This window comes from Bradyrhizobium sp. AUGA SZCCT0431 (genome assembly GCF_018131065.1).
Classification (GTDB): Bacteria; Pseudomonadota; Alphaproteobacteria; order Rhizobiales; family Xanthobacteraceae; genus Bradyrhizobium.
The window spans coordinates 46419-59293 of sequence record NZ_JAFCLR010000038.1; the positions used below are offsets into that span (position 1 = coordinate 46419).

Sequence of the window (12875 nt, forward strand, 5' to 3'; positions counted from 1 at the left end):
GCTTGGCCACCGTTGGCGTTCCGATGATCGCCCTGCTCGCCGGCTTTGCGCTCGCAGGCGTGATCGGGCTTGCCTGGACGGCCCCCGCCTCGGCGCAAGGCTTCACCTACAATCCGCGGCCGCCCAAAGCGCCGCCCCGGCCCGCCAGCAACAACGGCCAGATGCTCGTGCAGGCCGTCGAGGTCGACTACGACTACAACAACCAGCGTGTGTCGGCGGTCGGCAACGTGCAGATGTTCTACAACGGCACCAGCGTCGAGGCCGACAAGGTCATCTACGACCAGAAGACCAAGCGCCTGCATGCCGAGGGCAACATCCGCCTGACGGACGCCGAAGGCAAAGTCACCTACGCCAACATCATGGATCTGAGCGACGACTACCGTGACGGTTTCGTCGATTCGCTGCGCGTCGACACCGAGGATGCGACGCGGATGGCGGCAACCCGCGCCGACCGGACCAGCGGCAATTACACCGTGTTCGAAAACGGCGTGTATACCGCCTGCGCGCCCTGCAAGGACGATCCGAAGAAACCGCCTTTGTGGCAGGTCAAGGGCGCGCGCATCATCCACGACCAGACCGAGAAGATGCTGTATTTCGAGAACGCCCAGCTCGAATTCTTCGGTGTGCCGATGGCGTATCTGCCGTATTTTTCGACGCCCGATCCCACCGTGAAGCGCAAGACCGGCTTCCTGATGCCGTTCCTCAGCTCGTACACGCCTTACGGCTACGGCGTGGAAACGCCGTTCTATTGGGCGATTGCACCGGACTACGACGCGACCTTCAATCCGCGTATCACGACCCGGCAAGGCGTGCTGTTTCAGGGCGAATTCCGCCAGCGCCTGATCAACGGCTCGTACGCGATCCGCGCCTATGGCATCAACCAGCTCGAGCCCAGCGCCTTCGCCGGCCAGCCCGGCGACCGCGACTTCCGCGGCGGCGTAGAAACCAAGGGCCAGTTCGCCATCAACGACAAATGGACCTGGGGTTGGGACGGCGTGCTGCTGTCCGACTACTTCTTCATGTCCGACTACCGGCTTGCCCAGTACAGGGATGCGCTGGGATCGTTCCTGAGCCTGCCGACCGAAGCGATCTCGCAGCTCTATCTGACCGGCGTCGGCAATCGCAGCTTCTTCGACGCGCGCACGATCTACTACCTCAGCTTCTCCGGCAGCCAGGAGAAGGTTCCGGTCATCCATCCGGTGGTCGACTATTCCAACGTGATCAACAGTCCGATCTTCGGCGGTGAGGTCAGCTACAAGACCAACCTCACCAGCCTGTCGCGCTCGACCGCGGCGTTCGACCCGATCACGACGATGGCTAACACCAACGCGCTCTGCACCACCGCGTCCGCCGATCCGCTCGCGCGGGTACCCTCGCAATGTCTGCTGCGGGGCATCCCCGGCACCTACACAAGGTTCACCGCGGAAGCGCAGTGGCGGCGGTCGTACACCGACCCCTACGGCCAAATCTGGACGCCGTTCGCGATCGCCCGCGTCGACGCCATCGATGCCTCGATTTCGAATCAGCCGGGCGTCTCGAATTTCCTGCCTGTCGGCGATACCACCGCGCTGCGCGTGATGCCGACCGTCGGCCTCGAATATCGCTATCCCTTCATCAACGTTCAGCCCTGGGGCACCACCACGATCGAGCCGATCGCGCAGGTCATCATCCGCCCCAACGAGACCTATGCCGGCAGGCTGCCCAACGAAGACGCGCAGAGCATGGTGTTCGACGCCAGCAATTTGTTCGCGGTCGACAAGTTCTCGGGCTACGACCGCATCGAGGGCGGCGGCCGCGCCAATGTCGGCGTGCAGGCGACCACGCAATTCGACCGCGGCGGCAGCATCAACGTGCTGTTCGGACAATCCTATCAGCTGTTCGGCATGAACTCGTTCGCGGTCGCCGACCTGACCAATACCGGTGTCGACTCCGGCCTGCAGAACACGCGCTCCGACTATGTCGCCCGCGTCAATTATTCGCCCAACCGGACCTATACGTTCAGCGTGCGTGGGCGCATGGACGAAGCAACGCTCAACCTCAATCGTTTCGAGGCCGAGGGCCGCGCGTCATTCGACCGCTGGTCGGTCAGCCTGCTGTACGGCAATTATGCGGAGCAGCCGGCCCTCGGATACCTGACCCGGCGCGAGGGCCTGCTCGGCACCGCATCGGTCAAGCTGGCGACGAACTGGGTGGTGTCGGGTTCCGCGCGGTGGGATCTTGAAGCCAACAAGCTCAATCAGTACATCATCGGCGCAGGCTATGTGGACGACTGCTTCGTGCTGGCTGCCAATTATGTGACGTCCTATACCTATTCCGCCGGCACCACGCCGCCGGTCCTCAGTCACGGGTTCATGCTTCAGATCGGCCTGCGGACCATTGCGAATTCGTCCACGTCGGCCTCCGGCGCCGGCGGCATTCAGTAGCGTGGGCGAAGCCTTGCCAAACAGTTCCCGGCGTATTGCGGATCGAATTGGTTGATGCGCCTGACATGAGCATGACGACCATCAAGCCTCGACATCATCGCCTCCGGTCCCGGATCGCAGGCTGCTCGGTTGCGCTGGCCATGCTCACCAGCAGCGGCACTCACCTGCACGCGCAATCGATCGCCTGCATGGTCACCGGCGAACCCATCACCAATCTGGATATCGAGCAGCGCACCAAGCTGAACTTCCTGACGACCCGCAAGCAGATGCCCCGCCAGGAAGTGATCGACCAGCTGATCGACGAAAAGGTGAAGATCCGGGAAGCCAGAAAATTCGGCGTCGACCCCACCGCCAGCGATATCGATCAATCCTTCGCCCAGATGGGTTCGCGGATGCGGCTCTCGACCGAGCAGCTGACAAAATCGCTGGAAAGCCAGGGCGTCCGGCCGGAGACCCTGAAGGCCCGCCTCAAGGCCGAGATGGTTTGGACCAGCCTGGTGCGCGGCCGCTACAAGGAGAGCCTCCAGGTCGGCGAAAAGGAAGTCAACGCCGCCGCCCAGGAAGGCGGCGAGGCGACGAAGGTCGAAGCCTTCGAATACAAGATGCAGCCGATCGTTCTGCTCGTGCCGCGGGGTGCCCCGCCGGCCGCGATCGAAGCGCGGAAAAAGGAAGCCGAAGTCCTGCGCGAGCGCGTCCAGAGCTGCGAGGCGGCCAATTCCTTTTTCAAGGCGATGCAGAACGGTACGATCCGCGATCCCGTCACAAAGACATCGGCCGATCTTCCTCCCCCGTTGCGCGAGTTGCTTGACAAGACTCCGATCGGTCATTTGACCGCGCCCGAGATCACCAAACAGGGTGTCGAAATGGTCGCCCTGTGCAGCAGGAAGCCCACCACCGTCGATTCGCCGAAGAAGCGGGAAATCCGCGAAAAGATGTATACCGAGAAATACGAGGCGAAGCAGAAAGCCTATCTGGCCGAGATCCGCAAAGCCGCAATGATCGAATGTCGTTGATGCATGGCAAAGCCCCTCGCGCTGACATCCGGCGAGCCTGCGGGCATCGGTCCCGACATCGCCATCGCAGCGTGGCTCCGGCGTAACGAACTGGGCCTCCCGCCGTTCTATCTGCTCGGCGATCGCAACTGCTTCGCCGAGCGGGCGAAGATTCTCGGATTGAAAATCGAACTCGCGGACACCAGTCCGGAGGATGCGGCCACAGCTTTTGCGCGCGCATTGCCTGTCGTGGCGACGGGCAAAGCAGCAACCGCGCCGCCAGGCCAGCCGGACACCACCAGCGCAAGCGCCGCACTCGCTTCCATCCGTCAGGCGGTCGACCATGTCCGGGCCGGACGGGCCAGCGCTGTGGTCACCAACCCGATCGCCAAGAGCGTGCTGTACCGCGCCGGCTTCCGTCATCCCGGCCATACCGAATTTCTCGCCGAACTCGCCGCCAATGGCGGGGCGGCACCGCAGCCGGTGATGATGCTGTGGTCGCCGGCGCTCGCGGTGGTGCCGGTGACGATCCATCTATCGGTGCGCGACGCGCTCGCGCAGCTTTCGACCGATCTGATCGTCACGACGGCCCGCATCGCGGTGGCCGACCTCAAAGCCCGCTTTGGCCTCGCCAGGCCGCGTCTGGCCGTATCAGGCCTCAATCCGCATGCCGGCGAAGACGGCTCGCTCGGCATGGAAGACATCGAGGTGGTGGCGCCGGCCGTCGACATCCTGCGGCGCGACGGCATCGAGGTCCGGGGGCCGTTGCCCGCCGACACCATGTTTCACGAAGCCGCGCGAAAAACCTACGACTGCGCGATCTGCATGTATCACGATCAGGCGCTGATCCCGATCAAGACCATCGCGTTCGAGGACGCCGTCAACGTCACGCTGGGATTGCCGTTCATCCGCACCTCGCCCGATCACGGCACCGCGTTCGACATCGCCGGCACCGGCCGCGCCAACCCGTCGAGCCTCGTCGCGGCGTTGCGGCTCGCCGCGCGCATGGCCGCGGCCACGCCTGAATGAGCGCGATCGACGATCTGCCGCCGCTGCGCGACGTCATCCGCGAACATTCCCTGTCGGCCCGCAAATCGCTCGGCCAGAATTTTCTGCTCGACCTCAACCTCACGGCACGGATCGCGCGCGCCGCAGGACCGCTCGAGGGCGCCACCATCATCGAGGTCGGCCCCGGCCCCGGCGGGCTGACGCGCGCGTTGCTGGCGCTGGGCGCGCGGCGCGTCATCGCCGTTGAGCGCGACGAACGCGCGCTGGCGCCGCTCGACTATATCGCCAAGCGCTATCCGGGTCGGCTGGAGATCGTGCACGCCGACGCGCAGCATTTCGATCCCCGCCCCCTGCTCGGCAGCGAGCCTGCCAAGATCGTCGCCAACCTGCCCTACAACATCGCCACGCCATTATTGGTGGACTGGCTCTCGATCGAACCGTGGCCGCCCTGGTACGATATGATGGTGCTGATGTTTCAGCGCGAGGTCGCCGAGCGGATCGTCGCGAAAGAAGACGACGAGGCCTATGGACGGCTCGCCGTGCTCGCCAACTGGCGCGCCGAGACCAAGATCCTGTTCGACATATCGCCGGCCGCCTTCGTGCCGCAGCCCAAGGTTACGTCGTCGGTGGTGCGGCTGGTGCCGCGCAGCGCGCCGGAGCCGTGCGACCGCCGCGCGCTCGAGCAGGTCGCGGCTGCAGCCTTCGGCCAGCGCCGGAAAATGCTGCGCCAGAGCCTCAAATCGCTGTCGGTCGATCCGGCCCGGCTGTCCGCCGCCGCAGGCGTCGATGCGACCCGGCGCGCCGAGACGATCCCGGTTTCCGGATTTGTTGCCATGGCCCGTGAATTGACCAATATACGAACCACAAAATCAAACGTTCCCTGAGGAGAAAATGCCATGGCGCTGATGCGTCGCCAATCGCTGGTCAAATTCGATGCGCCGCTGTGCGAAACCATTGTCGACACGCCCAAACCTCAAGGCAACGAAGTCCTGGTCCGCATCGAACGTTGCGGGCTGTGCCACTCCGACCTGCACATCCAGGACGGCTACGCCGATCTCGGCGGCGGCAAGAAGCTCGATACCACGCGCGGCATGACGCTGCCGTTCACGCTCGGCCATGAGATCGCGGGTGTGGTCGAGGAAGTCGGTCCCGATGCGCCGAAGGACCTGATCGGAAAGAAGCAGGCGGTATTCCCCTGGATCGGTTGCGGCCAGTGTCGCGACTGCGCGAACGGCGACGAGAATCTCTGCGTCAAGCAGCGTTTCCTCGGTGTTTCCATCGACGGCGGCTTTGCCAGCCACGTGCTGGTGCCCGACGCGAAATATTTGCTGGATTACGATCCGCTGCCGGTCAACCAGGCCGCGACGCTGATGTGCTCCGGCGGTCACCGCCTATGGCGCGCTCAAACGCCTGGTCGATCGTCCGCGGCAGCGTAATCTGCTGCTGATCGGGCTCGGCGGCGTCGGCATGATGGGACTGTCATTCGCACAGGCGATGTTCACGCAGAAGATCGCGGTGGCGGACTTAAGCCCGGCTGCGCGCGAGAGTGCCTTGAAGAACGGCGCCGCGGTCGCTTACGACCCGTCGGAGCCCGACGTGGTCAAGCGCATGATCAAGGAGACCGAAGGCGGCTTCGACGAGATCGTCGACTTTGCCGGCAACGAAAAATCGATGGCCTTTGCGGTCTCGGTGGTGGCGCGCGGCGGCAAGATCGTGGTCTCCGGCCTGATGGGCGGCAATTTCAGCCTGCCGATGGTGCAATGGGTCTACAAGCGCATGACCATCGAAGGATTCATGGTGGGCACGCTGGCCGAGGCCAAAGAACTGATGGCGCTGGCGCGCGCCGGCAAGATCAAGCCGACGCCGATGAAGGAAGAACCGATGGCCGACGTCCAGAAATGGATCGACGAGCTGCGCGCCGGCAAGGTGGTCGGGCGCATCGTTTTGAAGAACTGAGGCGATGCAGGCGCGCAGCGTTGCCATGAATTGCGGCAACAGCGACGCTGTCGCGTCTTCCGAGGCATTACCGATAAGTTAGATGCACCGTCACCGTAGTTCCACGGAATCGTTGGCGGTGTTGCTCCTGATCTTTCTTCCTCTATTCAACCAGCCAAAGCGAATCTTGTCCGGTCGTTGAATAACAGGCTTGGGGTCAAGCAAGGTATCCTAGGCCGCTTGCGCTTGCCATCGCTTGAAGGTGCTGCGCGTTTTTCGAATCGAGATCGATCTTCATAGGCAGCATGCTGCAGCCGAGCGACCCGCAGGTGCCTCGTCGATATGCACGCGATGATGCGGTCGCGATACCGAAACGCAACAGGCGACCGCAATCAGATGTCGCGCGCGGAATTGTAATGAAGGAACCAAACAGACTCAGGTTAGATTCCATGCAGTTGGAATTTGGCAGGGGGCTCTAATGCCATACTTCAATTTTGATCTCGTCGTCGGCGCTGAGTTTAAAAACCAGGGCGGCATGATCCTCGAGAACACAGATTACGCGATCGATAAAGCTGATAGCCTCGCGAACGAGCTTTGCATCGTTCGCCCCGAGCTGTGTTCGACAGGATGTGCCGTGCGCGTTACTGACGGGGACAGCAACGAGCTCTACCGCACTCCGCTCGAGACTATCGGCCGCGGATGAAATCGTCCGGTCGTGCACGATGAGCGCATGATCTTGCGAATGCTGCGATGCGTCCATTGAGTGCACTGTCGCCGTAATTCCCCGGTGGTGGCGCGCGACGGCAAGGTGGTCGGGCGCATCGTTCTGAAGAACTGAAGCGAGTCTGCTCAACAAAATACGGTGCGAAATGACGACTGACGGAGAAGTCGTCACGCACCGGCGAGCTTTATCAACTTGCGACCGATCGGCTTGGACTGCTCGCTGCGCAAGACCAGCGACGTCGTCACAGCGCCGTGCCTCGCCACAGCGTCCACGATCGTTTCCAGTTGTTGGGGGGACGGCACGAAAACCTTGAGGATGAAACAATCCTCTCCGGTCAGTCGCAGCACCTCCAGGACGTGAGGCATTTCGGAGAACTGCTTCAGGCAGGATTGAATGTGTTCGTGGGTCGTGCGCACGCGGATCACGGCCATCATTCTCAAGCCCAGCGCGGCAGGGTTAATTCGAGCGCCATAGCCGGTAATGACGCCGCGCTCCTCCAGTCGCTTGACCCGTTCGGACGTCGCGGGCTGAGACAGTCCGATCCTCCGGCCAAGCTCTGACATCGCGATACGTCCATCCTCCTGCATGGCTTCGATGATCGCGATGTCTGTGGGATCCAGGGGGACGACGTTGTGTTCTCGGGATGACATGGGGTGAACCTTAAATCCATCGGTGCGCACGCTTCTTTTCCGATCATTTCCCATTCCCGATCGCAACGGAAGACGTCAACTTTGTCCCGTCACAAGGGATAACGGAGCGAACATGGTTGAAATCATTATTGTGCCGGGGATCGGAGGATCGGGTGAGTTGCACTGGCAAACCCGCTGGGAAGATGCAAACCCGCAATGGCACCGCCTTCAACCCACGGACTGGAATCGGCCTGAACTGGATGACTGGATCGCGGCGCTTGATCGCGCGGTTGGTGCAGCCCGGCACCCGCCGCTCCTCGTCGCTCACAGCCTGGGGTGCCTTTTGGTGGCGCACTGGCAGCAAGTTTCAACGGCGCCGGTGGCTGGCGCATTCCTCGTGGCGGTTCCGAACCCGGAAGCTCAGGCCTTCCCCGTCGAGGCCGCCAGTTTTCCCAATCCGCCGCGGACGGAATTCAGGTTTCCCTCACTCATCGTCGCGAGCATGAACGATCCCTATGGCACGGTCGAATATGCCCGAGAGAGAGCGAACCAGTGGGGAGGCGGTATCGTCGAAGTTGGAGAACTCGGACACATCAACGAGACCAGCAAGCTTGAGAACTGGCCGCAGGGAAAGGCATTGTTTGCGGCTTTCGCCGCGGGAACAGCGAGCTGACGGCAGAGCAGTCCGGCTAACTCCAGCACCCCGCCTTCAGATCGGATCGAGATTTCCCTCGCACATCAGCGCGCGCAGACGAAGCTGGCGGCGCTCTTGGAATCGCCCGCCTTGTATTGCGGCCAGGCGGGCCACCGGCAAAGCGGCAGCGAGCGATCGACGGTGATCGGCTGCACCGGCTGCTGTTCGACGACGGTAAGATCTCCCGGAGCACGGCCCTGCTCCACCCAATCGACGAGGACCGACAGCATGTCGACACTCGACGGTGCGCCGCTGCCGACATGGTCGACACCGGGCGCGGCATAGAGGCGGGCGAATTCGGCGGTCGCCGCCTCACCCATCCGCTTCTGCACCTGTTCGAAATAACCGATCCCCGCGTAGGGGCTCTGCGCATAGTCGGCCATGTATTCAAGCATGATGAGCTTGCCGCCACGGGCCTTGAACGCGCTGAGGTCAGGATTGGTCGAATCCATCAGCGCGGAAACCTCCCTCACCCGCTCGGCAAAATCCTCCACCCGGTATTTGCGGACGTCGAAATTCGGATCGCGCGCGAAGATATGCGCGATGCCGCCTGCACCGTACACCCAGGCGATACCGTTGGCGGGCACCGGCGGCAGCGCCGGAGGTGCGGAGCCCAGCCACCACGCGCTCCATCCGCCGGTCGGGCCAAAGGATTTCGTTCCCTCGCCGGAAACGCCCCAGCCCGGATATTCGGTGACGCCGTTGGCGAGCGCGAACGGGAATTTATAGGGGGAGAGCAGCGTGCGAATGGCGTTGACCTGCGCTTCGCTGAGGCACGCGTCGCCGCCAGCCCCGCTGGCACAGAGCAGTTTCGCCGGATCGAAGCGCGCCTTGCAGCCTACCGCATCTTCCACCAGCGCGTCGGCGACGCCGTCCTGCGCATCGCAGGCCGCGAGCACCGCGTCGTGCACGAGCTTGACCTGCGCCGGGCGAATCCACCCCTCGCCCATGGTCGCAAGGCCCGCGCGGGTGCCGGCATGCTGCAGGCCGACCCAGTTGATCACGGGAACGCGGGCGAAGATGCCGTCGAAGTCGTTCGGGTAGCGCTGCGCCATGGTCAGGCCCTCGCGTCCGCCTTCCGAACTGCCGACGAAATACATCCGCTCGGGCTTTGCGCCGTAAGCGCGCTCCATCAGCATGGCGGCAGCGTCGCGCACTTTCTTGTAGGAGGCATGCGCAAAATTGACGAAGGCCTCGTCGTTCGCGGCAAACAGCTGAGGTGGTTCGCCCGGCTTGGTCTCGTGACCGGAGTCAGTGCCGTAGGTCGCAAACCCCCGCGCCAGTGGCGAAGCGCTGTCGAAGGGGGCGGCCGGCGGCAGGCTGAGCCCGGTGATTAACACGCCGTTGAATCCGCCGCCGCCATATTGCACCGAGCGGCCGTTCCATATCAGCGGCAGATTGAGCTGAAAACGGATCGGCGGCGCCTTCGGATCGGTCGGATCGATATGACCCAGCACACGGCAGAATTGCGGGGTCGCGGGACTGATGCGGGCGGCGGGGGTCGGTCCGCCCGCGGCGACGGTCAGCGGCTTCGGCTCGGTCAGCGCGGCCGCGTCGATCTTGATCGCGCCGCTGCCTGCACCCGACAATGCGGCGCACGCCGCGACCGGGTCGGCGCCGAGAGGCCGCTCGGCCGCAACGGCCAAGGCTGGCAGTGCGATGAGGCCGCATAGAAATACCGTTGTCGTGATTGCCCGCGATACGGCAAACTTCGTGCTCATGCGATCCTCCCCGCGGACCTCGCTTTTTTGGGTCCTGTCAGGCGAAACTGCCACAAAGCCTGACCGGCGTCACGCCTCGGCCATGCAGCGACGCACCGCACCGCGCAGCGACGCTGTCGAAGCATTAGGCCGCACCGATCGGACATCCGGCCCGCTTTTCGCGAGCCGCGCAGGCTGGTATCCTGCCGGCATATTGCGGGGAATTGTTGGAAATGCGCGGGGCTTTCGACGGCAAAGTCTGGACGTTTGTAGCGTTGGCGCTTCTGCTGTCGCTGATGTCAGCCGCGCCCGCCGCCGCCGAGAAACGTATCGCGCTGGTCGTGGGCAACTCCGCCTATCAAAACGTTCCCCGGCTCGACAATCCCCGCAACGACGCGGCGCTGATGGCCAACACGCTCGCCGGCCTCGGTTTTACCCTGGTCGGCGGCCGAGCCCAGCTCGACCTCGACAAATCGGCCATGGACACCGCCGTGCAGAATTTCGGCCGCCAGGTCCAGGGTGCCGATGTCGCGCTGTTCTACTACGCCGGCCACGGCGTTCAGGTCGCGGGTTCGAACTATCTGGTCCCGGTCGGCGCCAATCCGACGCGCGAGGCCGATGTCGATTTCCAGATGGTGGACGTCAACCTCGTGCTGCGTCAGATGCACGGCTCGGGCACGCGGCTCAACATGGTGATCCTCGATGCCTGCCGTAACAATCCGTTCGGCGCGCGCGGCCTGCGCGCCTCCGTCGGCGGCCTCGCCCAGATGCGCGCGCCGGAAGGCACGCTGATTTCCTACGCGACGCAGCCTGGCAACGTCGCGCAGGACGGCACCGGCGGCAACAGCCCCTACACCAAGGCGCTGGCGGCGACCATCAAGCAATCCGGGCTCGATATTTTCCAGACCTTCAACCAGGTCGGCCTCGCGGTGAAGCGCGAGACCGGCGGCGCGCAGCAACCCTGGGTGTCGTCTTCACCGATCGACGGCACGTTCTACTTTGTCGCGCCCAGTTCGCCCGCCTCGCCGCAGGTCGCGGTCGCACCGCAACCGGCGCCGCAACTCTCCAGCACGCTGCGCCCTGATCCCGACCGGATCCCGATCAAGGACGTCGCGCTGCTCAGGGAATTGAGCGACCGGCTCTACGAGCACAATTTCGATCCGGAGCCGCTCGACAGCAAGAACGGCATGCGGCTGGCGATCAGCCAGTTCCAGGCCAAGAGCAGCATGACGCCGACCGGCGAGGCCACCGAGGGCGTGCTGACGCGGCTGCGCAAGATGGACGATCTCAAGCCCTGGGGGTCGATCGTCTACGGCCCCGACAGCAACAAATGGGGCATCTCCTGGAATCACGCGTCGCGGCGCGCGGCGGTCGACGATGCGCTCAAAAATTGCGGATCGAGCAAATGTCCGCTCGAGCTGAGCTTCTATGGATCGCGCTGCGGCGCGTTTGCGATCTCGGGGAATTCTTACTCGCTGGTTCAGCGCGACACGGTCCAGCGCGCCAAGGAGGCCGCGCTTGACGAGTGCAACAAGGCTGGCAAGTCTTGCCGCGTCATCGGTGCGGTCTGTGCCGACGGATCCGGCCGCTAGATTTTACAGTCGAGACATTGAAAGCACCGGTTTATGCAAAACGCTGTTCAACGTTCGATCAAGGTTGGTCTGCTCTGCCTTTTGATGTCCGTCGGGTTCGAGACGACCAGCTTCGCGCAATCCGGCAGCGCCGGCGGCAGCATCGGCAATGACGAGAAATCGCTGTCGGGATCGCGCACGACGCCGCGCGCGGTTGAGACCGAGAAGCCCGCACGACGCAGCAAGCCCAGGCCCGAGCCCGACGAACTGCGCCGCGCTTCGCGGAAGAGCGGCGGTGGAGGTGGCGGCAATTTCGATGGCACGTGGGTTGCCCGATCCGTGGGCTGCGGCAACAGCACCGAGCGGTTCGTGATCAGTAGCGGCAGGATCGCGGGAGAGCTGAGCACCGGTCAAGTCAGTCCAACGGCTCGACGACGTCAGGCGGATCCGTCTCGGGTTTGAGTTGGAATAGCTATGGCCGCTTCTCGGGCCGCAGCGGCTCCGGAACGTTCAGGCGATCGGACGGCTGTTCCGGAACGTGGACAGCGTCGAAACAGTAACAGCGCACTTGGCTCCCGCTCGTCTCAGATGAAGCCGACTCTACATTCGAGAAATTGAAGGCACCTGTTTATGCAAAACGCCGCTGGTCAACGCTCGATCAGGATTGCTCTGTTCTCCCTGTTGATGTCAGCCGCATTCGGAGTAAACGCCGGCATCGCGCAATCCGGCAGCGCCGGCGGCAGTATCGGCAATGACGAGAAATCACTGTCCGGATCTCGCGCCACGCCGCGCGCAATTGAGACGGAGAAGCCCACACGGCGCAGCAAGCCTGAAGCCGAGAGCCCACGCCGCGCCTCGCGCAGTGGTGGCGGTGGTGGCGGCGGCAATTTCGACGGTGCATGGATGGTTACATCCGTCGGCTGCGGCGGCACCACGACTGGCGCGGTGGTCGTGACCAGCGGCAGGATCATCGCCCAGGGCGTCAGTGGCAGCGTCAGCGGCAACGGTTCCGCCCGCACGGTCGGCAATTTCAACGGCATCACGGTCACCAGTTCCGGCCGTCTCTCCGGCCGCAGCGGTTCCGGAACGTTCCGGCAATCGACCGGTTGCGGTGGAACGTGGACGGCCAGCAAACAGTAGCTTTCGTGCCTGTTTTCTAGGCTCCGCCCGCCTCTCAGATGCGGCCGGCGAGCCCCAAT

11 protein-coding genes and 1 pseudogene are annotated in these 12875 nt (G+C 63.7%); 9 read left to right on the plus strand and 3 right to left on the minus strand.

Going from position 1 to position 12875, the window contains the following annotated elements; all coding sequences use genetic code 11:
- Window positions 1-23 precede the first annotated feature (23 nt).
- The 6 genes and pseudogenes from JQ567_RS29290 (at window position 24) to JQ567_RS29315 (ending at window position 7061) form a co-directional block, all read left to right on the plus strand.
- On the plus strand, window positions 24-2423 hold the full coding sequence (locus tag JQ567_RS29290) for an LPS-assembly protein LptD (protein ID WP_212442045.1): 2400 nt from the start codon (window positions 24-26) through the stop codon (window positions 2421-2423).
- 71 nt (window positions 2424-2494) lie between these two features.
- Window positions 2495-3436, plus strand: coding sequence for a peptidylprolyl isomerase (locus JQ567_RS29295; RefSeq protein WP_212442076.1), 942 nt, complete (start codon window positions 2495-2497; stop codon window positions 3434-3436).
- Window positions 3437-3439: 3 nt separating this feature from the next.
- On the plus strand, window positions 3440-4444 hold the full coding sequence (gene pdxA / locus JQ567_RS29300) for a 4-hydroxythreonine-4-phosphate dehydrogenase PdxA (protein WP_212442046.1): 1005 nt from the start codon (window positions 3440-3442) through the stop codon (window positions 4442-4444).
- Window positions 4441-5307, plus strand: coding sequence for a 16S rRNA (adenine(1518)-N(6)/adenine(1519)-N(6))-dimethyltransferase RsmA (gene rsmA / locus JQ567_RS29305; RefSeq protein ID WP_212442047.1), 867 nt, complete (start codon window positions 4441-4443; stop codon window positions 5305-5307). The genes pdxA and rsmA overlap by 4 nt, the downstream gene beginning before the upstream one ends.
- A 12-nt stretch (window positions 5308-5319) precedes the next feature.
- Window positions 5320-6379, plus strand: a pseudogene (locus tag JQ567_RS29310) (alcohol dehydrogenase).
- A gap of 457 nt (window positions 6380-6836) precedes the next feature.
- Window positions 6837-7061 (plus strand): hypothetical protein, encoded by a 225-nt coding sequence (locus tag JQ567_RS29315; RefSeq protein WP_192740718.1) that lies wholly within the window; start codon window positions 6837-6839, stop codon window positions 7059-7061.
- 188 nt (window positions 7062-7249) lie between these two features.
- Here the strand turns inward: JQ567_RS29315 and JQ567_RS29320 are convergent, their stop codons facing one another.
- Window positions 7250-7732, minus strand: coding sequence for an Lrp/AsnC family transcriptional regulator (locus JQ567_RS29320; RefSeq protein WP_212442077.1), 483 nt, complete (start codon window positions 7730-7732; stop codon window positions 7250-7252).
- Window positions 7733-7844: 112 nt separating this feature from the next.
- Between JQ567_RS29320 and JQ567_RS29325 the strand changes: the two genes are divergently transcribed.
- Complete coding sequence (locus tag JQ567_RS29325; RefSeq protein ID WP_212442048.1) at window positions 7845-8384, plus strand: alpha/beta hydrolase; 540 nt, start codon at window positions 7845-7847, stop codon at window positions 8382-8384.
- Between the two features lie 65 nt (window positions 8385-8449).
- Here JQ567_RS29325 and JQ567_RS29330 read toward each other — a convergent pair whose 3' ends face one another.
- The gene (locus tag JQ567_RS29330) at window positions 8450-10126 is read right to left on the minus strand and encodes a tannase/feruloyl esterase family alpha/beta hydrolase (RefSeq protein WP_212442049.1); all 1677 of its coding nucleotides are present in this window, start codon (window positions 10124-10126) and stop codon (window positions 8450-8452) included.
- A gap of 275 nt (window positions 10127-10401) precedes the next feature.
- On the opposite strand from JQ567_RS29330, the gene JQ567_RS29335 reads away from it, so the two are divergent.
- Window positions 10402-11697 carry a caspase family protein gene (locus JQ567_RS29335; protein WP_249165811.1) on the plus strand — a complete coding sequence of 432 codons (1296 nt, stop codon included), beginning with the start codon at window positions 10402-10404 and terminating at the stop codon, window positions 11695-11697.
- Between the two features lie 47 nt (window positions 11698-11744).
- Here the strand turns inward: JQ567_RS29335 and JQ567_RS38945 are convergent, their stop codons facing one another.
- Window positions 11745-12035, minus strand: coding sequence for a hypothetical protein (locus JQ567_RS38945; protein WP_212442051.1), 291 nt, complete (start codon window positions 12033-12035; stop codon window positions 11745-11747).
- 271 nt (window positions 12036-12306) lie between these two features.
- On the opposite strand from JQ567_RS38945, the gene JQ567_RS29345 reads away from it, so the two are divergent.
- The gene (locus JQ567_RS29345; protein WP_212442052.1) at window positions 12307-12816 is read left to right on the plus strand and encodes a hypothetical protein; all 510 of its coding nucleotides are present in this window, start codon (window positions 12307-12309) and stop codon (window positions 12814-12816) included.
- Window positions 12817-12875: the final 59 nt, after the last annotated feature.

What these genes read in the sequence shown, in the direction of transcription:
- pdxA (WP_212442046.1), top strand. Translation starts at nt 3,440, where the DNA reads ATGGCAAAGCCCCTCGCGCTGACATCCGGCGAGCCTGCGGGCATCGGT.
- JQ567_RS29335 (WP_249165811.1), top strand. Translation starts at nt 10,402, where the DNA reads ATGTCAGCCGCGCCCGCCGCCGCCGAGAAACGTATCGCGCTGGTCGTG.
- JQ567_RS29290 (WP_212442045.1), top strand. Translation starts at nt 24, where the DNA reads ATGATCGCCCTGCTCGCCGGCTTTGCGCTCGCAGGCGTGATCGGGCTT.
- JQ567_RS29345 (WP_212442052.1), top strand. Translation starts at nt 12,307, where the DNA reads ATGCAAAACGCCGCTGGTCAACGCTCGATCAGGATTGCTCTGTTCTCC.
- rsmA (WP_212442047.1), top strand. Translation starts at nt 4,441, where the DNA reads ATGAGCGCGATCGACGATCTGCCGCCGCTGCGCGACGTCATCCGCGAA.
- JQ567_RS29315 (WP_192740718.1), top strand. Translation starts at nt 6,837, where the DNA reads ATGCCATACTTCAATTTTGATCTCGTCGTCGGCGCTGAGTTTAAAAAC.
- JQ567_RS29320 (WP_212442077.1), bottom strand. Translation starts at nt 7,732, where the DNA reads ATGTCATCCCGAGAACACAACGTCGTCCCCCTGGATCCCACAGACATC.
- JQ567_RS29325 (WP_212442048.1), top strand. Translation starts at nt 7,845, where the DNA reads ATGGTTGAAATCATTATTGTGCCGGGGATCGGAGGATCGGGTGAGTTG.
- JQ567_RS29295 (WP_212442076.1), top strand. Translation starts at nt 2,495, where the DNA reads ATGACGACCATCAAGCCTCGACATCATCGCCTCCGGTCCCGGATCGCA.
- JQ567_RS29330 (WP_212442049.1), bottom strand. Translation starts at nt 10,126, where the DNA reads ATGAGCACGAAGTTTGCCGTATCGCGGGCAATCACGACAACGGTATTT.